Source organism: Burkholderia sp. COPS, from assembly GCF_019425585.1.
Classification (GTDB): domain Bacteria; phylum Pseudomonadota; class Gammaproteobacteria; order Burkholderiales; family Burkholderiaceae; genus Burkholderia; species Burkholderia cepacia.
The window spans coordinates 19,074-40,581 of the sequence record NZ_WIXR01000017.1 but is presented as its reverse complement, the minus strand read 5'-3'; the positions used below and the strand labels follow the sequence as shown (position 1 = coordinate 40,581).

General features: G+C 68.0%; 18 protein-coding genes. 7 read left to right on the top strand and 11 right to left on the bottom strand.

Features of this window, described 5'->3' with window-relative positions; translation table 11 throughout:
- Positions 1-74: 74 nt before the first annotated feature.
- Together pcaQ and FOZ70_RS16695 are read right to left on the bottom strand one after the other, a co-directional pair.
- Positions 75-1,061, bottom strand: a complete 987-nt coding sequence (pcaQ, locus tag FOZ70_RS16700; protein WP_021159506.1) for a pca operon transcription factor PcaQ — start codon at positions 1,059-1,061, stop codon at positions 75-77.
- Positions 1,062-1,138: 77 nt separating this feature from the next.
- A complete protein-coding gene (locus tag FOZ70_RS16695) occupies positions 1,139-1,876 on the bottom strand; it encodes a helix-turn-helix transcriptional regulator (RefSeq protein WP_219706279.1) in 738 nt (245 codons plus the stop codon).
- A 120-nt stretch (positions 1,877-1,996) separates the two neighbouring features.
- On the opposite strand from FOZ70_RS16695, the gene FOZ70_RS16690 reads away from it, so the two are divergent.
- The 3 genes from FOZ70_RS16690 (at position 1,997) to pcaG (ending at position 4,142) form a co-directional block, all read left to right on the top strand.
- The gene (locus FOZ70_RS16690; protein ID WP_059650920.1) at positions 1,997-2,563 is read left to right on the top strand and encodes a YiiX/YebB-like N1pC/P60 family cysteine hydrolase; all 567 of its coding nucleotides are present in this window, start codon (positions 1,997-1,999) and stop codon (positions 2,561-2,563) included.
- A 274-nt stretch (positions 2,564-2,837) separates the two neighbouring features.
- Positions 2,838-3,545 carry a protocatechuate 3,4-dioxygenase subunit beta gene (gene pcaH, locus FOZ70_RS16685; RefSeq protein ID WP_021159510.1) on the top strand — a complete coding sequence of 236 codons (708 nt, stop codon included), beginning with the start codon at positions 2,838-2,840 and terminating at the stop codon, positions 3,543-3,545.
- Positions 3,546-3,548: 3 nt separating this feature from the next.
- Positions 3,549-4,142, top strand: a complete 594-nt coding sequence (gene pcaG, locus FOZ70_RS16680; RefSeq protein ID WP_021159511.1) for a protocatechuate 3,4-dioxygenase subunit alpha — start codon at positions 3,549-3,551, stop codon at positions 4,140-4,142.
- 455 nt (positions 4,143-4,597) lie between these two features.
- On the opposite strand, the gene FOZ70_RS16675 is transcribed toward pcaG, so the two are convergent.
- Positions 4,598-5,377, bottom strand: a complete 780-nt coding sequence (locus FOZ70_RS16675; protein WP_027791368.1) for a helix-turn-helix transcriptional regulator — start codon at positions 5,375-5,377, stop codon at positions 4,598-4,600.
- A gap of 143 nt (positions 5,378-5,520) precedes the next feature.
- Between FOZ70_RS16675 and FOZ70_RS16670 the strand changes: the two genes are divergently transcribed.
- A complete protein-coding gene (locus FOZ70_RS16670) occupies positions 5,521-6,300 on the top strand; it encodes an alpha/beta hydrolase (RefSeq protein WP_219706278.1) in 780 nt (259 codons plus the stop codon).
- A gap of 35 nt (positions 6,301-6,335) precedes the next feature.
- On the opposite strand, the gene FOZ70_RS16665 is transcribed toward FOZ70_RS16670, so the two are convergent.
- From FOZ70_RS16665 to FOZ70_RS16630, 8 genes are all read right to left on the bottom strand, one after another.
- Positions 6,336-7,163, bottom strand: coding sequence for a M55 family metallopeptidase (locus FOZ70_RS16665; RefSeq protein ID WP_219706277.1), 828 nt, complete (start codon positions 7,161-7,163; stop codon positions 6,336-6,338).
- Positions 7,160-8,242 (bottom strand): P1 family peptidase, encoded by a 1,083-nt coding sequence (locus FOZ70_RS16660; protein WP_059650925.1) that lies wholly within the window; start codon positions 8,240-8,242, stop codon positions 7,160-7,162. The genes FOZ70_RS16665 and FOZ70_RS16660 overlap by 4 nt, the downstream gene beginning before the upstream one ends.
- A complete protein-coding gene (gsiD, locus tag FOZ70_RS16655) occupies positions 8,242-9,135 on the bottom strand; it encodes a glutathione ABC transporter permease GsiD (protein ID WP_059485070.1) in 894 nt (297 codons plus the stop codon). The genes FOZ70_RS16660 and gsiD overlap by 1 nt, the downstream gene beginning before the upstream one ends.
- A gap of 7 nt (positions 9,136-9,142) precedes the next feature.
- Positions 9,143-10,063: a glutathione ABC transporter permease GsiC gene (gsiC, locus tag FOZ70_RS16650; RefSeq protein WP_042972832.1), complete on the bottom strand. Its 921-nt coding sequence runs from the start codon at positions 10,061-10,063 to the stop codon at positions 9,143-9,145.
- Between the two features lie 79 nt (positions 10,064-10,142).
- Positions 10,143-11,705, bottom strand: coding sequence for a glutathione ABC transporter substrate-binding protein GsiB (gene gsiB / locus FOZ70_RS16645; RefSeq protein ID WP_048021797.1), 1,563 nt, complete (start codon positions 11,703-11,705; stop codon positions 10,143-10,145).
- Positions 11,706-11,832: 127 nt separating this feature from the next.
- A complete protein-coding gene (locus FOZ70_RS16640) occupies positions 11,833-13,758 on the bottom strand; it encodes a dipeptide ABC transporter ATP-binding protein (RefSeq protein ID WP_219706276.1) in 1,926 nt (641 codons plus the stop codon).
- A gap of 29 nt (positions 13,759-13,787) precedes the next feature.
- On the bottom strand, positions 13,788-14,789 hold the full coding sequence (locus tag FOZ70_RS16635; RefSeq protein WP_219706275.1) for an isoaspartyl peptidase/L-asparaginase: 1,002 nt from the start codon (positions 14,787-14,789) through the stop codon (positions 13,788-13,790).
- On the bottom strand, positions 14,786-15,730 hold the full coding sequence (locus tag FOZ70_RS16630) for a MurR/RpiR family transcriptional regulator (RefSeq protein ID WP_021156643.1): 945 nt from the start codon (positions 15,728-15,730) through the stop codon (positions 14,786-14,788). Before FOZ70_RS16630 ends, FOZ70_RS16635 begins: the two co-directional genes overlap by 4 nt.
- 472 nt (positions 15,731-16,202) lie before the next feature.
- On the opposite strand from FOZ70_RS16630, the gene FOZ70_RS16625 reads away from it, so the two are divergent.
- The 3 genes from FOZ70_RS16625 to FOZ70_RS16615 all read left to right on the top strand — a co-directional run bounded on the left by FOZ70_RS16625 (position 16,203) and on the right by FOZ70_RS16615 (position 21,217).
- The gene (locus FOZ70_RS16625) at positions 16,203-17,474 is read left to right on the top strand and encodes an MFS transporter (RefSeq protein WP_048021790.1); all 1,272 of its coding nucleotides are present in this window, start codon (positions 16,203-16,205) and stop codon (positions 17,472-17,474) included.
- 27 nt (positions 17,475-17,501) lie between these two features.
- Complete coding sequence (locus FOZ70_RS16620; protein WP_219706274.1) at positions 17,502-19,922, top strand: glycoside hydrolase family 31 protein; 2,421 nt, start codon at positions 17,502-17,504, stop codon at positions 19,920-19,922.
- A gap of 107 nt (positions 19,923-20,029) precedes the next feature.
- Positions 20,030-21,217, top strand: a complete 1,188-nt coding sequence (locus FOZ70_RS16615; protein WP_060061888.1) for a porin — start codon at positions 20,030-20,032, stop codon at positions 21,215-21,217.
- Positions 21,218-21,508 lie beyond the last annotated feature (291 nt).

The following is a 21,508-nucleotide window of genomic DNA, read 5'->3' as shown; positions in this document are numbered from 1 at the left end:
ACGGCTACTGGCCGGACGGCCAATTCGATAGCCGGGGACGGTCGATCCGCGCTTGCCGCGCGATCCGCCCCGGGTTATTCGTCGCGCCGAGCCCGCTTGCGCGTCGCGCGTGGCGACTGGTGCGCTCGCGCATCGCCGAACCGCGACCGCGCGATGTCGCGCACGGCATCGATCAGCGTCCGCGCGACCGGCGACGGCTGCGCATCGGTGCGTAGGATGAGGCCGACCGGCTCGTCGGTGCCCGCGGACGGCAGCGGCAGGCGTGCCAGCGCCCCGGCCGACAGGTCGTATTCGGCCGCATAGAGCGGCACGAACCAGACCGCATCGTTTTCGAGCGTCAGCGCGCGCGCGACCGATACCGACAGCACCTCGATGAACGAATCCAGCGGCGGCGCGCCGCAGGCGCCGAGCAACTGCTCGGCCGACTGGCGGATCAGCGTGCCGAACGGCGGCAGCACGACCGGATGGCGTGCGAGCTCGGCCGCCGGCGCCGCGCTTGACAGCAGCGGATGCCCGGCACGCACGACGGCGACGAGCGGCTCGTTGTACAGCTGCTCGAACGCGAGCCCGATCATCCGCTCCGGCTCCGACAGCCGCCCGATCGCGCACTCGATCGCGCCCGACTTCAGGCGCTCGAGCAGGTCGGCGTTCGCGGCCGTCGCGATCCGCACGACGACGCGCGGCCAGCGCTCGGCGAGCGCCTTCATCAACGCAGGCGCGAGCGACGCCGCGACGGTCGGCAGCATGCCGATTTCCAGCGTCGCCGCGGCGGCTCCGCCCTCGCGCGCAAGCAGCCCGACCCCCTGCCGCAGCGCCAGCACGCACGCGTTCGCATGTGGCATGAACAGCTGCGCCTCGCGGGTCGGCTGCGCGCCCTGCCGGCCGCGCTCGAACAGCTTCACGCCGAGGATCGCCTCCAGTTCGGCGATCGTCTTCGAGACGGCCGGCTGCGTGATCGACAGGCTTTCCGCCGCCTTCTGCACGCCGCCCAACTGCGCGACCGCGAGAAAGCACTGCAGGTGCCGGAACTTGACGCGGCCGTCGGCGATACGGTTATTCATAACGAGTGGTTATGCGATTGACGATGAAACGCCATTTTGCATAACTTTCCGGATCGCCCCAAGCGTTCGACGACGCATCACGCGCGACGCCGCAGAGCCTGGAAACCGGCCGGCTCCCACATCCGCTTCGCGATCAGCAAGCTCGTCCCGTGCTTCTGCGCGAGCGGGGCGGACGACGATTCCGCATGCAGCGCGGCCGCCTTGCTGCGCAGCCGGCGCAACTCCAGTTCGAGCTCCGCGGCGGCGGCCTCCGTCAGCATCCCCTGCGAGAACGTCATCGTCTCGCCCTCGCCGTCGAAGCGGCTGTCGAGGAAATCGCCGAGCGCGTACGCATGGAAATAACGGCGGATCGGCCCGCCGGGCAGCCAGTCGAAATCGCGCGCGACGCGTACGCGAATCCGGTCGCCGGGCAGCAGCGCGACGACGTTCATCCGGTCGAGCATCAGCAGGTATTTCACGCACTCGGCCTGGGTCACCTGATAGGTCGACACGATGTCCTGCACGGTCCAGTAGTTGATCGCGCAGACGGCAACGAGCAGCAGTTTGTCGTCCGACACGAGCAGCGCCTCCTGCTGCTCGGTCAGCACACGCAGCCTCGGCGCCGACGCGGAGGCCTCCTGCACGAGCTCGGCAAGCGTATAGCCGAGCAACTGGGCGATCTCCACGACACGCTCCAGCGTGAAGCGGCCGCTGGCGAACAGCCGCTTCACGCTCGTCTCGGAGACGTCGAGCGCCCGCGCGACGTCGCGGTAGGTCATGCCCTGCGCCTTCAACTGGCGCTTCAGCATGTCGATGAGTTGGGCGGTTTCGGTCATTTTGGTATCGAAAAATGATGCTCAAGGTCAGATATTAGGCTACCTGCGCACGCAAATGAACACTTTCGGATACTTGTCTGCATAATCCGCTCCGTGCTGTCACTGAACGACGGAGCCGAAATGACCACCCGAACCGAAACCGCCGCCTACGAATCGCGCCACACCGCCCCGCGTGATGCACGCGACACGGATCGCACGATGCCGCTCGCCACGATCCGCACGCTGGCCGCCAGCGCGCACGTCGGGGATCTCGTGTTCATCCGCGTGCCGGCGAGCGCGCCGCGCGACGCGGCGGGCACGACGGGCACGTGGGCCAATCGCTTCGGCATCGTCGTCGATACGTCGGGCGACGAGCCCGTGATCGCCGAATCCGGGTTTGCGTGGACGAAGCTCACGCCGCTGTCGCGCTTCGTCGCCCGTACCGACGGCGGGCGCATCGCGCTGGCACGCCGCGTCGCGGCACCGACCGCCGACGCGCAACGCCGGGTGCATGCAACGGCGGAACAGCGGATCGACGCGCTGCTCCGCAACCGCTTCAACCTGCGGACGCGGCGCGCGTTCTGCGCGGACTACGTGAGCGACGTGCTCGGCGCCGACCGGGACGCGACACCGGCGGCACTGCTGCGCGGCGGCACGCTGTCACTCGAATTCGACGGGATCGTGTTCGATCCCGGCCGTCAGTCATGAAGGGCGCGCTCAGGGAGACCGGATAACAACAAGAACGAAAACACAAAAATCAGCGACGGGCTGGCTGGAGGGCCGTGCACGGGGTCGTCACCGACGACGCGAAGCCCGATCGCTTTTTCCGCCGGACAGGCATCCTGTCCGGCGGAATTTTCATTGGCGCGCCGAACATAACGAACGGTTATGCGATTCGCGAAAAAAGGTCATTTTGCATAACTTTCCGGATTGGCTAAAGTCCTGCCATCCACTTCGCGAAGTACCTATCAGGAGACGCCCGATGGATTCCCCCACGATCCTCACGCCGCGCGACTGGCCGTCGCATCCGGCCTATATCCACCCCGAGTACCGTTCGTCCGTGAAGCGCGGCCCGACCCGCCCGCTGATCCCGCTGAAGGAGAAACTGCGCGACCAGTACGCGCCCGTCTACGGCGCCGAGGATCTCGGCGCGCTCGACCACGACCTGACGAAGAACGCCGTGAAGAACGGCGAGCCGCTCGGTGAGCGCATGGTCGTCACGGGCCGCGTGCTCGACGAAGGCGGCAAGCCCGTGCGCAACACGCTCGTCGAGGTGTGGCAGGCGAACGCCGCCGGCCGCTACGTGCACAAGGTCGACCAGCACGATGCACCGCTCGACCCGAACTTCCTCGGCGCGGGCCGCTGCCTGACCGACAACGAAGGCCGCTACCGCTTCCTGACGATCAAGCCCGGCGCATATCCGTGGGGCAACCATCCGAACGCGTGGCGCCCGAATCACATCCATTTCTCGCTGTTCGGCGATTACTTCGGCTCGCGTCTCGTCACGCAGATGTACTTCCCCGGCGACCCGCTGCTCGCGTACGACCCGATCTTCCAGGGCACGCCCGAGGCCGCGCGCGACCGCCTGATCTCGCGCTTCTCGATGGACATCACCGAAGAAGGCTATGCGCTCGGCTACGAATTCGACATCGTGCTGCGCGGCCGCGACGCTACCCCGATGGAGCGCTGAACCATGACGACGCTGAAGCAAACCCCTTCGCAGACGGTCGGCCCGTACTTCGCATACGGCCTGTGCCCGCAGCAATACGGCTACGACCTGAAAAGCCTGTTCACGCCGACGATCGCCGCGGCACACGCCGAAGGCGAGCACGTGCTGCTGGTCGGCCAGGTGTTCGACGGCGACGGCAACGTCGTTGGCGACGCGGTGCTCGAATTCACGCAGGTGGACAGCGCGGGCCGCTACCCCGCGTCGCGCGACGACATCGCGAAATCCGGCTTCACGGGCTTCGCGCGGGTCGGCACCGGCACCGATGCGCAGCAGCGCTTCGTCGTCGAGACGGTGAAGCCGGGCCGCCTCACCGCCGGCGAGGCGCCGCACATCAACGTGACCGTGATGATGCGCGGGATCCTCACCCATGCGTTCACGCGCGTGTATTTCGACGACGAAGCCGCCGCGAACGCAGCCGACCCAGTGCTGAACGCGGTGCCCGCCGAGCGTCGCGCGACGCTCGTCGCGAAACGCGACGCGCAACCGGGCCGCCCGGTCGTCTACCGCTTCGACATCCGCATGCAGGGGCCCGACGAAACGGTGTTCTTCGACGTGTGACGCGGGCCGGCGCACGCCGGCTTCGCCCGCTACCGCAACGCCGCGCGGCGCGATACCGACAGGCATCGCGCCACGCGGCGTTTTTCGTGTTCAGGCGCCATCATTCGATGATGCGGCGCAGCGCGCCCGGCCACGGGCATCGATGCCCGGCGTCAGCGGCTGCCGCCCCCGTATCGAACGCGCGGTTGAAACGCATGCTGCGACTGCACATGAATCGTCGCCCCGGCAGGATATCGTTTGCGCGTTATGCGGCGTATGCTGCGTTATCCGCAACACTCAAACGGAATTAAATCAGGATCGGCAATAATTACGCATGCCATGCGCGACATCGGCCCACCGGGCCATGCGCGCATTTTTTCTGACCGGGTGCCTTTAAGCGCGTCTGACCGAAGTTGGCAGACGCGTATTTTTTTCGGAGACCGGCACATCGGCGTGGTGCCGCGGATGCCTTCCGGTCAGCGCCGAATCTCCAGATAACGGCTCGGCGTATCGCCCAGAATGCGGCGAAACGCCGACGTGAACGCGCTGGCGCTCGCGTACCCGAGATCGAGCGCGACGCGCGTGACCGGCTGCCCGTCGCTCAGGCGGGCGATCGCCGCGAGCATGCACACCTGCTGGCGCCATGCGGCAAAACTCACGCCCGTCTGCGCGCGAAACTGCCGCGTGAACGTGCGCCGGCTCACGCCGGCATCGGCGGCCACCTGGTCGAGATCGGCCGCGATCGACGGCGACGCGAGCAGGTGCCGGCACACCTTCGCCAGCCTCGCGTCGGCCGGCAGCGGCGCATGCAGCGACAGGCGCGGCATCGTCGCGATTTCCGCGACCAGCAGCGCCATCAGCTTGCCCGCGCGCCCGTCGACGTCGTACAGGGCCGGCAGGTCGATCGCATCGTCGATCAGTTGCCGCAGCAGCGCCGATACGCCATAGACGCCGCATTGCTCGGGCAGGCCCGCCTCGAGCGCGGCGTCGCCGGACACGAACGTGTTGAGCATCGTGACCGGCCCGGTCATCGTCATTTCGTGCCGCACGCCGGCCGGCACCCAGCACGCGCGCTGCGGCGGCACCAGCCAGCGCCCGTGCGGCGTCGACACGCTGATCGTGCCGCGCGACGCGAACGCGAATTGCCCGCGCACGTGCGCGTGTTCCGGAAACGTCGTACCCGCCGCGTAGTCGTTCGCGGTCACGACCACGCTTCGCGGAATGTGTTCGTAGGGATCTAGCAGCGTATTTCTCACGGCCCGAATTCCATCATCAATGACCCGATATCGAAGGCGGGTCTCCTTCGCGCGATCTACGATCCGCTCCACCCCTTGCGCGACCTCGCGGCCGCAAGACCCGTCGGCCTGATCGGCCGGATTACCACTGCATCGGAGCGGACATGCCGAATACGTTTCATCGCGTGGGGGACGGCCCCCACCCTGTTCTTGTACTGCCCGGCTGGTTCGGCGACGCCCACGCGTTCGAACCCGTCGAAGCGTGGTTGTCGCGTGAGCGTTTCAGCTATGTGTTCATGGACTACCGAGGTTACGGCCGCATGCGCGACACAGCCGGCGACTACACGATCGACGAGATCGCCGCCGACGCGCTCGCGCTTGCCGACGCACTCGAATTCCCGACCTTCAGCGTCGTCGGCCACTCGATGGGTGCGATGGCGGCCGAGAAAATCGCCGTCATCGCGCCCGACCGGGTCCGCGCGCTCGTGCCGGTCACGCCCGTGCCTTGCGGCGGCCTGCCGTTCGACGCGGAGAAACGCGCGCTATTCGAGCGGGCCGCCGACCACGTCGCCGATCGCCGGACCATCATCGATCGCAGCACCGGCGGCCGGCTGCCCGCCGCCTGGGTCGCGTGGAAAGCCGCGTATTCGGCAGCCCGTTCGTCGCCGCCGGCGTTCGGCGCGTACTTCCGCGCGTGGGCCGATACGGATTTCAGCCACGAGATCGCCGGCACCCATCCGGTGAAAGTGCTGATCGGCGAGCACGATCCGGCGTTCGACGCGGCGCTGATGGCCCGCACTTACCTGCGGCGTTACCCGCTCGCCACCGTCGACGTGTTGCGCAATGCGGGCCACTATCCGATGAACGAGACACCGCTCGCGTTGGTCGCGGCCATGGAAACGTTCCTGCTTGCCGTGACAGCGGGCCCTGCAGCCGCCCATTGACCAGTCGCACGCCGGCGACATCGCCGCAGCACGCATCACCGCAGCATGAACGACATCGCAGACAGGCTGTTCAACGTGCGCACCACGTGCTCGACCGAAGGCCCGTCGAAGCGCAGCGTCACCGCATCGACGCGCTCCAGCGACGGCAGCACGCAGAACAGGTCGGCCAGCGCCGCCGTCTGCACGCGCAACGTGCAGGCGGCCGGCGCGGGGCGGCGGGCACCGGCGCGCACGCCTGCCGACAGTGCCTGCGCGACCGCCGCGCGCGCAGCGGCTGCGATCCGCGCACACGACGCGGCGGGCGTGAGCGTATCGCCGCTCGATGCGCCGCCGGCCGTCTTGACCGTCTCGACATGCGCATCCGGAAACAGCGGCTGCGTTTCTTCCGCGAACACGTCGTCGCCGGTGACCAGCGCGACGTGCGCGCCGTATTCGCGGGCCAGCGCGCCGTACAGCCCGGCTTCGCCGAGCTCGACGCCGTTCAGCCACACCTGCGTGAACGCGAAGCTGTTGATCGTGTGCGCGAGGATGCCGCGCGTCTGCGATTTCGCGTGATAGCCGATCATGAACACGAGGTCGGGCTGCTGTTCGAGGCCCGCCATCATCCCGAGCGTGCGCGGCTTGCCGAGCACGACACGCGCACGCGCATCGAGCCCGTCGGGCAGCAGGTTGCGGAAACCGCCGTGCGAATCGTTGACCCACACGGCCTGCGCACCGCCCATGAACGCGCCTTCGATCGCCGCATTCGCCTCGGCGGTCATCCAGCGCCGCGCGCGTTCGTATTCCGGATTGCCGGCACGCGTCTGCTCGGTGGCGAACACGCCGGCGACGCCTTCGATGTCGGTCGAAATCAGGATCTTCATGACTGGATAAGACGTCCTTCGTGGCCTTCGTTGAACAGGCGATCGAGATCGGGCACCGCGTCGCGCAGCGATTGCCGCACGTGACCGTCGCGCCCGGCCACCGTCACGGCCTGCAGCAACGCATCGGCGATGGCGTGCTCGACGCTTTCGGCGGCCGCCATGAACAGCGGATCGAGCGCCGCATCGGCGACGAGGGCCGGCAGCGCGATGGTCGACGCGTCGTGCGCGATCGTGTAGGCGGTGGAGAAGGCGAGCGCGATGTCGCCGCTGCCGTGCCCGTAGACCGAACCCGTGCGGGCCAGCCCCGCGCCCGCACGGCGCGCGAGCCGCGCCAGTTGCCGCGCGTCGAGCGGCGCATCGGTGGCCAGCAACAGGATGATCGAGCCCTGCTCGGGTGGTGCCGCGTGCGCGGCCTCGGCCGCGCGCCGTTGCGCGACGATGCGCCCGAGCGGCACGCCGCCGAGCGTCAGCATCGGCAGCCGGCCGAAATTCGCGAGCACGAGCGCGCCGACCGTATAGGGCCGGCCGGCCGCGACCGCAACGCGCGACGCCGAACCGATCCCGCCCTTCAGGTCGAAGCATGACATCCCGCGCCCGGCCCCCACCGCGCCGCGCGCGACGTCACGCGACGCCGCGCGGCACGCGTCGTCGTAATGCGCGGCCGTGACCGCGAACGCCTGGATATCGTTCAGATAACCGTCGTTGCACTCGAACACGAGCGGGTTGACGGTCGGCCAGTCGCGGCCGATCTGCGGATTCGCCGCGATCGCCGCGCGGATCTGCGCGTGCGCGAGCGCGCCGACGCCGAACGTATTGGTCAGCGCGATCGGCGTCTCGAGCGTGCCGAGCTCGTCGACCTGCACGAGCCCGACGCTCTTGCCGAAGCCGTTGATCACGGCGGCCCCGGCCGGCACCTTGCTGCGGTACACGTCGCCCGGATGCGGCTTCACGACGGTCACGCCCGTCTGCACGTTGCCGGCATCGAGCGTGCAATGGCCGACCGTCACGCCCGGCACGTCCGCGATCGTGCCGCGCGGCCCGGCCGGCAGCGCTGCCGTCCACATCGGTGCGATGCGCATCAGCGGCGCTCCAGCTTCGGATCGAGCGCGTCGCGCAGCCCGTCGCCGAGCAGGTTGAACGCGAGCACGGTCAGGAAGATCGCGAGGCTCGGGAAGATCGCGATGTGCGGCGCCGTCACCATGTCCGCGCGCGCCTCGTTGAGCATCGCGCCCCACTCCGGCGTCGGCGGCTGCGCGCCGAGCCCGAGGAACGACAGGCTCGCGGCGGTGATGATCGACGTGCCGATCCGCATCGTGAAGTAGACGACGACCGACGACACGGTGCCCGGCAGGATGTGCCGCATGATGATCGTCCAGTCCGACGCGCCGATGCTGCGCGCGGCCTCGACATAGGTCATGTGCTTGAGCATCAGCGTGTTGCCGCGCACGAGCCGCGCGAACGCCGGGATGCTGAAGATCGCGACCGCGCAGATCACGTTGACCATCCCGTTGCCGAGGATCGCGACCACGCCGATCGCGAGCAGGATGCCCGGGAACGCGAACAGCACGTCGGCCACGCGCATCGTGATGCGGTCCCACCAGCCTTCGTAGTAGCCGGCGAGCAGCCCGAAGAACGTGCCGATCACCGCGCCGAGCGCGACGGAGAAGAAGCCGGCCGCGAGCGAGATGCGCGTGCCCGTGATGATCCGACTGAAGATGTCGCGGCCGAGCGAATCGACGCCGAACCAGTGCACGGCCGACGGCCCCGCGTTCAGTGCGTCGTAGTCGAAATAGTTCTCCGGATCGAACGGCACGACGTGCGGGCCGACCAACGCCAGCACGACGAGCGCCAGCACGAAGCCGCCCGCGACGAGCGCGACGGTCTGCTTGCGGAACTTGCGCCAGAATTCGCGCCACGGCGTGCGGATCGCGGTGGGTGCGGCCGGCGCCGCGGTCTGGACAGTCGCGTTCATGCGCGCCTCACTTGAACCGGATGGTCGGGTTGATGACCGCGTACAGCACGTCGACGGTCAGGTTGATCAGGATGAATTCGAGCGAAAACAGCAACACGATCGCCTGGATCACGGGGTAGTCGCGCATCGTCACGGCATCGACGAGCAGGCGCCCGAGCCCCGGCCAGTTGAACACGACCTCGACGACGATCGAGCCGCCGAGCAGGAAGCCGAACTGCAGCCCCATCATCGTGACGACCGGGATCATCGCGTTGCGCAGGCAGTGCTTGAGCACCACCATCGGCTCATGCACGCCTTTCGCGCGCGCGGTGCGCACGAAATCCTCGTTCAGCACCTCGACGAACGACGCACGCGTGAAGCGCGCCATCACGGCCGCGACCGCGGCACCGAGCGTCAGCGACGGCAGCACGTAGCTCCGCCACGAACCGTCCGGCACGACGGGCAGCCAGCCGAGCTTCACCGAGAAAATTTCCATCAGCAGCATGCCGAGCGCGAACGCGGGAAACGAGATGCCCGACACCGCGAGCGTCATGCCGAGGCGGTCCGGCCAGCGGTTGCGCCACACCGCCGACGCGATGCCGATCGCCATGCCGAAGGCCGTCGCCCACGCCATGCTGACGAGCGTCAGCATCAGCGTCGGCATGAAGCGCTCGCCGATCTCGGTCGATACCGGCCGCTTGCTGCGGGTCGACAGGCCGAAATCGCCGTGCGCGATCTTCACGAAGAAGTTCACGAACTGCGCGGGCAGCGGCTGGTCGAGGCCGAGATCGGTGCGCACCAGCGCGACCGTCGCGTCGTCGGCTTCGGGCCCGGCCGCGAGCCGCGCCGGGTCGCCCGGCAGCAGGTGGACGAACAGGAACACCAGCACCGCGACGATCGCGAGCGTGGGCAGCAGGCCGAACAGGCGTTTGACGAGAAAATTCAGCATGGGGCACCGATCGAATCAGCGTGCCGGCGGCTTGCGCCGCCGGCACCGCGTGGCGGACGAACCGCCGTCATCACCACTGTCATTTCAGCGAGATTTCGTCGAAGTTGAACGAGCCGTCCGGCATCACGTACGCACCCTGAAGCCGCTTGCTGCGCGCATACACGATCTTCTCCTGCACGAGGAAGATCCACGGCGCATCGGCCCAGATCTGCTTCTGCGCATCGGCGTAGAGCTCGGCCTTCTTCGAGCGGTCGACCGTCTCCAGTGCCTTCGAGAGATCGCCGTCGACCGTGTCGTTCTTGTAGTACGCGGTATTCAGGAGCTTCGGCGGCGCCGACGCGCCGGCGAGCAGCGGCGTGATCGCCCAGTTCGCCTCGCCGGTCGACGACGACCAGCCGATGTAGTACATCCGCACCGGCGCCTTCGCCGGATCCGGCGCGCTCTCGACCTTCGCGACGCGCTCGCCGGCTTCCAGCGCCTGCACCTGCACCTTCACGCCGACCTGCGCGAGCTGCTGCTGCACGAACTGGATCGCCTTCTGCGACGTCGAGTTGTTATAGGCGGACCACAGCGTCGTCTCGAAGCCGTTCGGGTAACCGGCCTCCTTCAGCAGCGCGCGCGCCTTCGCCGGGTCGTACGGCCACGGGCCCGGCTTCGTCGCGTAGTCGACGCCCTGCGGCACCACGCCGGTGGACGGCGTCGCGAAACCGGCGAACGCGACCTTCGCGAGCGCTTCCTTGTTCACCGCGTAGTTCAGCGCCTGGCGCACCTTCGGGTTGTCGAACGGTTTCTGCTGCAGGTTCAGCGACACGTAGCGCTGCACGATCGACGGCCGCTCCACGACGTCGACCTTCGGGTTGCCCTTCAGGTCGGCAGCCTGCTCGAACGGAATGCGGAACGCGAAATCGGCCTCGCCCGTCTTGATCAGCGCCGCGCGCGTGTTGTTGTCGACCACCGGCTTCCAGTCGATCGCGTCGATCTTCGGGTAACCCTTCTTCCAGTAGCCGGCGAACTTCTTCACCTTCAGGTCGTCGGTCTGCTTCCATTCGACGAACTCGAACGGCCCCGTGCCGACCGGATGCAGCGCGATGTCGCGGCCCCACTTCTTCAGTGCGGCCGGCGAGATCATCACGGCCGACGGGTGCGCGAGCGTGTTGATCAGCGCGGAGAACGGCTCGCGCAGCGTGATCTTCACCGTGTACGGATCGACCACTTCGGTCTTCTCGATCACGCGGAACATGTTGTAGCGCTTCAGGTGGTTCGCGGGATCGGTCACGCGGTCGAAGTTCGCCTTCACGGCCGCCGCGTTGAAATCGGTGCCGTCGTGGAACTTCACGCCCTGGCGCAGCTTGATCGTGTAGGTCTTCGCATCCGGGCTCGCGTCGTAGCCGGTTGCCAGCACGTTGACGAGCTTCATGTCCTTGTCGAAGCCGAACAGCCCCTGGTAGAACGACTTGACGACGGCCTGCGACACCGTGTCGTTCGCGTCGTACGGGTCCATCGTCGTGAACGTCGAATCCACCGCCATCACCGCGGTCTGCTGCGCGAACGCGGGCACCGCGGCCGACAGCGCGAGCGCGCCGGCACCCGCTGCGAGCAGTGCGCGTGGACGGAACATCGGGAACGAATACGGCTTGTTCATCTTGCTGGGCTCCTGTGGGTGATTCGATAACGCGTGGTGAGAGTCGCGGCGGGACGGCGCCCGCTCGGGGAAAATGCGTCGTTGCCTCGCTCGTGCGCAGCTGCGGTCCATGGCAACCTGCGCGCGTTCAGTACGCGCCGCCGACGCGGTGCGTCGCGACGTAGTGATCGGGGCCGACCGCGACGAGCGGCGCGACGACCGGCTCGTCGCCGGCCGCGCGGATCGGGCTCGGGATTTCGTCCGCCGCGAGCTGACGCGGGGCGTGCCGGCGCGCGGGGTCGGCCACCGGCACCGCGCTCATCAGCTTTTTCGTGTACGGATGCTGCGGCGCCTCGAACACCGCGCGGCGCGGGCCGATCTCGACGATCTGGCCGAGATACATCACCGCGACGCGATGGCTGATGCGCTCGACGACGGCCATGTCGTGCGAGATGAACAGGTACGCGACGCCGAGTTCGCGCTGCAGGTCGAGCATCAGGTTGACGATCTGCGCCTGCACCGACACGTCGAGCGCCGACACCGATTCGTCGGCGATCACGACCTTCGGGTTCAGCGCGAGCGCACGCGCGATCGCGATCCGCTGGCGCTGGCCGCCCGAGAATTCATGCGGATAACGACGCGCGGCCTCGGGCGGCAGGCCGACCTTGTCGAGCAGCCAGTCGACCCGCGCCTGCGCGTCGCGGCCGCTCGCGACACCGTGCACGAGCAGCGGCTCCATGATCGAGAAACCGACGGTCAGGCGCGGGTTCAGCGACGCGAACGGGTCCTGGAAGATGAACTGGATGTTCCGGCGCAGCGCCTGCAGGTCGGGGCCTTTCAGCGCGCTGATGTCGCGGCCGTCGAACTCGATCGAGCCGCTCTGCGATTCGACGAGGCGCAGCAGCGAGCGGCCGGTGGTCGACTTGCCGCAGCCCGATTCGCCGACCAGCGCGAGCGTCTCGCCCGCGCGCAACTCGAAGCTCACACGCTCGACCGCATGCACGTATTGCGATACGCGGCCGAACACGCCGCTCTTCACCGGGAAGCGCGTCACGAGATCGCGCACGCGCAGGATCGGCGACGCGGATCGATCGAAGCCCGGCTGCGCGTCGTCGTTCGCCGCCCGTGCGGGCGCCGATGCGGGCACCGGCGATGCCGCCGGTGCTGCCGTGTTTGCGCCCTCCACCTTCAGCAGCGAGAATTTCTCGGGCGCGTCGGTGCCCTGCATCGAGCCGAGCTTCGGCACGGCCGCGAGCAACGCACGCGTGTAGCGATGCGCGGGCGCCGCGAAGATGCGATCCGACTCGCCCTCCTCGACCTTCTCGCCGCGATACATCACGAGCACGCGGTCGGCCACTTCGGCCACCACGCCCATGTCGTGCGTGATGAAGATCACGCCCATGTTCATTTCGTCCTGCAACCCGCGCACCAGCTGCAGGATCTGCGCCTGGATCGTCACGTCGAGCGCGGTCGTCGGCTCGTCGGCGATCAGCAGCGCGGGCCGGCACGACAGCGCCATCGCGATCATCACGCGCTGCCGCATCCCGCCCGACAACTGGTGCGGATAACGCGCGAACACGCGGCGCGCCTCCGGAATGCGCACGAGTTCGAGCAGCCGCAGCGTCTCCGCGCGCGCTTCCGATGCACTCTTCGACTGATGCAGCGCGATCGCCTCGCTGATCTGGTCGCCGACCGTAAACACCGGGTTCAGCGACGTCATCGGCTCCTGGAAGATCATCGCGATGTCCGCGCCGCGAATGCCGCGCATCGTCGCACCGCTTGCCTGCGCAAGATCGACGAGCGCGCCGCCGCGCCGGCGGAACGCGATCCGGCCGTTCGTGATCGCGCCGCCGCCGTGTTCGACGAGCCGCATCAGCGCGAGCGACGTGACCGACTTGCCCGAGCCCGATTCGCCGACGATCGCGAGCGTCTCGCCGCGATCGACGTGAAACGACACGTTGCGCACCGCGTCGAACGTCGCGCCTTCGCGGCGGAACGTGACCGACAGGTCGTCGACGGCCACCACGCGCTGCTCGGGCAGCACCAGGCCGGACGGGTTACGGCTCGAAGTCATCGTGGCTCTCCTGTTCGTGCTGGCCGGGATCAGGCGGTGTCGTCGTCGCGATAGATGCCGACCACCGGCGCTTCACCGACGCGCGCGTAACCGCGGTACATCCCTTCGGTGTTGAACGGCATCGCAACGTTGCCCTGCGCGTCGACCGCGATGATCCCGCCGCGGCCCGCGAGGCGCGGCAGCTTGTTCATCACGACGTCGTGCGCGGCATCGGCGAGCGACGCGCCGCGATACGCGATCTGCGCGGCAACGTCATGCGCGGTCGCGAGCCGGATGAACATCTCGCCGGTGCCCGTCGCCGACACCGCGCAGGTCGCATCGTCCGCATAGCAGCCGGCGCCGATGATCGGCGAATCGCCGACACGCCCCGGCTGCTTGTTCGTGATGCCGCCCGTCGACGTCGCCGCCGCGATGTGGCCGTACCGGTCGCACGCGACCGCGCCGACCGTGCCGTGCTTGCGGTCCGGATCGAGCGGCTCGGCCGGCAGCGGCTGCGACTGTGATTTGCCGAACGCGAACGTCGCCGCGTCATGGTCGAGCATCGCGCCGGCTGCCGTGCGCGCCTTGACCCACTGCGCGTGACGCGCTTCGGTGTCGAAATAGCCGGGCTCCGCGAGTTCGAGCCCCTGTGCGGCCGCGAACGCATCGGCCCCCGCGCCGGCGAACAGCACGTGTTCGCTCGCCTCCATCACGCGCCGCGCGGCGAGCACCGGATTGCGCACGCGCGTCGCGCAGCAGATCGCACCCGCGCCGAGCGTCGCGCCATCCATGACCGCCGCGTCGAGTTCGTGCTTGCCTTCGGCCGTATAGACGGCACCGCGCCCGGCGTTGAACAACGGACAGTCCTCGAGCATTCGCACCGCGACGGTGACGGCGTCGAGCGCGCTGCCGCCGTCGGCCAGCACCTGCTGGGCGGCCGTCAGGATCGCGGTCAGCTCGGCACGGTACTGACGTTCGGTGTCGGAATCCATCGCATCGCGCAGGATCGTGCCTGCGCCGCCGTGAATCGCAACGATCGCGGATGAAGTCATGTTTTTTTCGGACGGTGGGAAGAAGGGTTGGCGGCCGGCTGCGTCGCTTGCGGCTGCATGAGCCACGGCAGCAGGAATTCGGTCATCTCGGCGGCGGATTTCGCGGACCGGTGCGTGCGCAGCGCGACCGCGTCGATCAGCGCCTCGATCATCGTGAGCACGGCTGCTTCCGACGTGGCCGCGAAGCGCCGTTCGGCCTTGACGTACAGGTTCAGCGACGCGATCGGCGCCAGCGGCGATTGCGGACCGTCGGAGATACCGAGCACGCGTGCGCCGCGCGCCGCCGCGCGGCGGGCCAGTTCGATCGTGTCCTTCACGTAGCGCGGAAACGCGAGCGCGATCACGAGATCGCGCGAGTCGGCCGTATAGAGCCGCCGGGCCGCGTGCGACGGGCCGCCGAGCAGCGCGAGCGACTGCACGTTGTCGTGGCAGACGGACAGCCCGTGCTCCATCAGCCCGGTGAGGAACGCGCTCGACCCCGCGCCGAGGATCAGCACGCGCCGCGCGCCGACGATCGCCTCGACCGCGGCCTCGACATCGGCCGCGTCCAGTTGCGCGCGCGTGTTCTCGATGTTCGCGACGGCCTGGTCGAATACCGCGTCGATCCATGCGGCACCGCGTACCCCGGACTCCTGCTCCTGCGCGGAACGCAGCCGTTCGACCGGCCCGAGCGTCGCCTCGAAGCCGCGCACGAGCGCCGCGCGCATCGCCGGATAGCCGTCGAAACCGAGCGCCTTCGCGAAACGGTTCGCGGTCGCGATCGACGCATTCACGGCCTGCGCGAGTTCGTCGATGCGCATCGTCGCCGCGCGGAACGGATTCGCGAGCACGAACTCGCCCATGCGCCGGTGGATCGGCGTCATCAACGGCATCGCCGACGCGATCCGTTCGGCGATCGCGGGTTCGTCGTGACTGGCATCGTGCGGAGCGAGAGACGTCATGCGAAGGGTCGTTGAAAGAATGATGGAAATGAATTTACACAATCCATGTCGCGAAAAGAAATAAATTTTCATCAGCGTTGTCGCGTCCCGTTCCCGCGCCCCGCGATCGCCCGACGCCCGCGCAGCCCCGCCGCACGGGCCTTTGGCATGAGATCGCCGCAGGTCTGCGCGTGCGTCGCCTGCGCCCGCCCATCGGGAAAACCCCGAGCAAGTTCGTTCGAATGCAATTTCGCGTTGACCGGATTCGAATTCGAACATAGGATGTTCGAAAATGATCAGTCGTCAGATAACTTCGGACTTCGATGACGGCGAAGTGTTCGCTTGAACGCCATCATTCCGCGTCAAACCGGGAAAGCTGGCGCCCCTCAAGATCGGACATCGTACAAATAAAGCGAAACAGGCCATCCCCAACGGATGGTCGTCATGGATCGGCCCGGCGCCGCGCGCCGGCCCTGCCCGACAGGAGACAGCAGTGAAGACAGTCAAGGCGTTGCGCTGGTGGATCATCGTGCTCGTATGTCTCGGCACGATCCTCAATTACCTCGCACGGAATTCCCTCGCGGTGCTCGCGCCCGAACTCAAGCAGGTGTTCGCGATCTCCACGCAGCAGTACTCGTACATCGTCGGCGCGTTCCAGATCGGCTACACGATCATGCAGCCGGTATGCGGATTCATCGTCGACCTGATCGGCCTGCGGCTCGGGTTCGCGCTGTTCGCGATGCTGTGGTCGGTGGTCGGCGTCGCGCACGGCTTCGCATCGGGCTGGCTGTCGCTCGGCATCCTGCGCGGCCTCCTGGGCCTGTTCGAAGCCGCCGCGATTCCGTCGGGGATGAAGGCGGTTGCGGAATGGTTTCCCGATCGCGAAAAATCCGTCGCGGTCGGCTATTTCAACGCGGGCACGTCGCTCGGCGCCGCGATCGCGCCGCCGCTCGTCGTGTTCCTGTCGATGCGGTTCGGCTGGCAGGCCGCGTTCATGGCCACCGGCGCGCTCGGTTTCCTGTGGGCGGCGCTCTGGTACACGCAATACCGGTCGCCCGCCGACCATCCGCGCATCACGCCGCAGGAGCGCGCGCTGATCCGCGACGGCCAGGCGACGATGCCGCCCGTGTCGAAGCGCCGCATCCGCGACGTCGTCACCGCGCGGCGCTTCTGGGCGATCGCGCTGCCGCGCTTCTTCGCGGAACCCGCATGGCAGACCTTCAGCTTCTGGATTCCGCTGTACCTCGCGACCGAGCGCCACATGCCGCTCACGCAGATCGCGATCTTCGCGTGGATGCCGTTTCTCGCGGCCGACGCCGGCGGCATCGCGGGCGGTTACCTGTCGCCGTATCTCGCGAAGCGGTTCAGGCTGCCGCTCGTGTGGTCGCGCGTCGCCGGCGTCGCGCTCGGCGCGGTGCTGATGCTCGGGCCCGCGATGATCGGGCTCGTGTCGTCGCCGTACACGGCCATCGCGCTGTTCTGCGTCGGCGGCTTCGCGCACCAGATGATCTCCGCGCTCGTCAACACGCTGTCGGCCGACGTGTTCGATTCCGAGGAAGTCGGCACCGCGAGCGGCTTCGCCGGGATGGCCGCGTGGATCGGCGGGCTCGGTTTCTCGCTGCTGGTCGGCGCGCTCGCCGACAAGATCGGCTATGCGCCGCTGTTCGCGTGCCTCGGCCTGTTCGACATCATCGGTGTCACGCTGCTCGCGGTGCTGATCCGCGGGCAGTCGAAGCAGGAACGCCTGCTCGCACGGCACGCCTGACCTTCGCCCTTAACAGGAATCGCACTCATGACTTCGCTTCTTCATCCGCCCGTGTTCCGCGTCGCCGGCCAGCACGCGAACCGTGTGCTGCTCGCGTCCGATACGGGCGCGACCCTCGAGATCTTCGTGCTCGAGGACGACATCGTGCGGGTACGCGTGCTGCCCGACGCGACGGCGCGCAACCCGCGCACGTGGACGATCGCGCCGGGCCTCGACGACGTGCCGCTCGAAGGGCGCGACCGCCTCGACCTCGATGGCTTCGCACTGCCCGCCTTTTCGCTCACCGAAGACGACGACGGCCTGCACATCGAAACCGAGCAGATCCGGCTCGCCGTGCGCCGGCAAGGCGGCCACTGCACGTGGTCGATGCGCGGCGCGGACGGCGCGTGGCGCGTCGCACTCGCCGACCGCGCGACGCAGGCGTACAACTTCGGCTGGTGGGACGACCGCGCCTATCACTATGTCGCCCGCGAGCGCGGCGACAAGGTATTCGGCCTCGGCGAACGCGCGGGCGAGCTCGACCGCACCGGCGCTCGCTTCGAGATGCGCAACATCGACGCGATGGGCTACAGCGCGAAGCACACCGACCCGCTGTACAAGCACATCCCGTTCTACATCACGTGGTCGCCCGATGCGTGCCAGGGGTTCGGGCTGTTCTACGACACGCTGTCGGATTGCACGTTCGACATGGGCCGCGAGCTCGACAACTATCACGGCCCGTACCGCTACTTCGTCGCCGAGCATGGCGATCTCGACTACTACTTCATCGCGTCGCCCGACACGCCGCTCGCGGCCGCGCGGCGCTTCACGTGGCTCACGGGGCGCCCCGCGCGCACCCCGAAATGGGGGCTCGGCTACTCGGGCTCGACGATGAGCTACACCGATGCGCCGGACGCGCAGCAGCAGATGAACCAGTTCGTCGAACAGTGCGACACGCACGACATCCTGTGCGACTCGTTCCACCTGTCGTCGGGCTATACGTCGATCGGCGCGAAGCGCTACGTGTTCAACTGGAACCGCGACAAGTTTCCCGACGCGAAGGGCTTCGTGCAGCATTACCGCGACCACGGCATCCGCCTGTGCGCGAACATCAAGCCGTGCCTGCTGCGCGACCATCCCGCCTTCGAAGACGCGGCAACGCGCGGGCTGCTGATCCGCTCGGCGTCCGGCGAGCCGGCCTGGGTGCAGTTCTGGGACGAGGTCGGCGCGTATCTCGACTTCACGCAGCCGGACGCGTACCGCTGGTGGCGCGAGCAGGTCACGTCGGCGCTGCTCGAATACGGGATCGAGTCGACCTGGAACGACAACAACGAATACGAGATCTGGTCGCCCGACGCGATCGCGCACGGCTTCGGCCAGCCGTTTCCCGCGCGCGAGGCGAAGGTGCTGCAGACGATGCTGATGATGCGCGCGTCGTGCGAAGCGCAGCGCGCGCATGCACCGGCGCAGCGGCCGTTCCTCGTGTCGCGCTCCGGCGGTGCCGGCATGCAGCGTTATGTACAGACCTGGTCCGGCGACAACTACACGTCGTGGGAAACGCTGCGCTACAACCTGAAGATGGGCCTCGGGCTTGCGCTGTCGGGCGTGTCGAACATCGGCCACGACATCGGCGGCTTCTCCGGGCCCGCGCCTTCGCCCGAACTGCTGCTGCGCTGGGTGCAGTTCGGCATCTTCATGCCGCGCTTCAGCATCCATTCGTGGAACGACGACGGCACCGTCAACGAACCGTGGATGTACCCGGAAATCACCGCGCAGATCGCGGCGCTGATCAAGCAGCGCTACCGGCTGCTGCCCTATCTCTATCACCTGCTGTGGCTGTCGACGACGCGCTACGAGCCCGTGCTGCGGCCGACGTTCGCCGATTTCCCCGGCGACGCGCGCTGCTACGACGCGTGCGACGACATGATGCTCGGCGACGCGCTGCTCGTCGCGCCGGTCGTCGATCCGGGCCTGACGGAGCGCACCGTCTACCTGCCGTCGGGCGCGCGCTGGACGTGCTGCGCGAGCGCGCGGTCGTTCGACGGCGGCGCGAGCGTGACGCTGCCCGCCCCGCTCGACACGCCGGTGATGCTGCTGCGCGAGGGCCGCGTGCTGCCGCTGAACGTCGCGGAACAGCATTTCGGCGCACGTGCCGACACGCGCGGCTTCGTCGTCGCGCCGCGTATCGAGGACGGCGTCGCGTACGGCGAATGCATCGAGGACGACGGCGAGACGGAAGCATGGCGCGACGGCGAATACGGGCTGTGGCGCGTCGAAACCGGCCGCGAGGCGTCGGGCGTGCTCGGCGTGTCGGTGCGCTGGGACGGCCGCCCGGCACGCCCGGCCGACCGCGTCGACATCCTGCTGCCCGCGTCGGTGCAAGGCGCGGTCGCCGTGCGCGGCGCACGCGTCGAACAGGATGCGCAGAGCGGTACATGGCGCCGCATCGTCGTCGCCTTCGACCACTGAAGCAAACCCGATCGGGCGGGCCGTTCATGCGGCCCGCCGCCCGCTGCAGAGGAGGCGACCGAGCCTCCCGCCCACCTTGAAAAGATGAACAGATCTGGAGATCGACAATGAAATCACCCGTCAACCGCTATGCAATCCTGATTTTGTCGACCGCGTCGCTCGGCGCGACCGCTGCCCATGCGCAGAGCAGCGTGACGCTGTACGGCGTCGTCGACGATTCGCTCGCGTACGTGAACAACCAGCAGGGCCATTCGAACCTCTACATGCGCGACGGCAACCTGTATGCGTCGAAGTTCGGGCTGCGCGGCGACGAGGATCTGGGCGGCGGCACGCATGCGATCTTCGACCTGCAGTCCGGTTTCAACCTGAACAACGGCGCGCAATCCGCCGCCGGCCTGATATTCAATCGCCAGGCCTTCGTCGGCCTGCGCAACGATCGCTACGGCACGATGACGGCCGGCCGCCAGTACACGCCCTACTTCCTGTTCGTCGGCCCGTATGCATCGAGCAGCTGGCTGACCGGTGCGACGGGCGCGCACCCGGGCGACATCGACGGCCTCGACACGACGATCCGCGTGAACAATTCGGTTACCTATACGTCGCCGACCTTCGCCGGACTGACCGCGAGCGCGATGTACGCATTCGGCGGCATTGCCGGCGCGACCGGCAAGGGCAACACGTTCAGCGCCGCACTGCGTTATGCGAACGGGCCGATCGGCGTCGCGGCCGGCTACCTGCGCATCAACAGCTCCGGCTCGTCGGCAGGCTTCCTGAATCCGGCGACCGCCGCGTCGGGCAGCTTCGCGGTGTCCGTGCTGAACCAGGGCTACCTGACCGCGAAGGCCGTCGAGCAGGTCGCGGCGGCCGGCAACTATACGCTCGGCAACCTGACGATGGGCGTCAACTATTCGAACGTGAAGTATCTGCCCGGCAACGGCTCCGCGTTCACGGACACGGCCGTGTTCAACACCTACGGCGCGCTCGCCGCATACCGTTTCACGCCGGCATTCTCGGTGGCCGGCGCGTTCGCGTACACGCTCGCGTCGAAGGCGAACGGCATCGACAGCGCGGCCCGCTACCAGCAGTATTCGCTGAAGGAGTCGTACAGCCTGTCGAAGCGCACGACGCTCTATGCGCTGCAGGCGTACACGCATTCGAGCGGCCGGACGCTCGGTGCGCAAGGTGCCGGCCACGTGATCGACGCGGCGCCGATCGTCGGCGATTCGCAGCAGCTCACGCCTTCGACGACGCACGGCCAGTTCGTCGGCATGGCCGGCATCGCCGTCACGTTCTGAGCCATCGCGGCAGCGCCTTCGGCGCGCTGCCCCTGCCCCGGGCGACACGTATTTCGCGGATGCCCCGCGTGCTGTCCGGGCATCCGATGCGCGGCCGCCGCGGGGCGTTTTCAGCACCCCGTCCGCGCACCGCGCAAACTGCACGGGTTTTCTCGATCCCCTCGATACCTTACAATTCGTCAGGTTCACCCATCCTGCATACCCCTTCTTGCAGTCCTGACACCGCGGTACACTCGACGCACGCCGTATCAGGGTCCGACGCGCGACACGCGCGCCGGGCGGCGTCGCGCC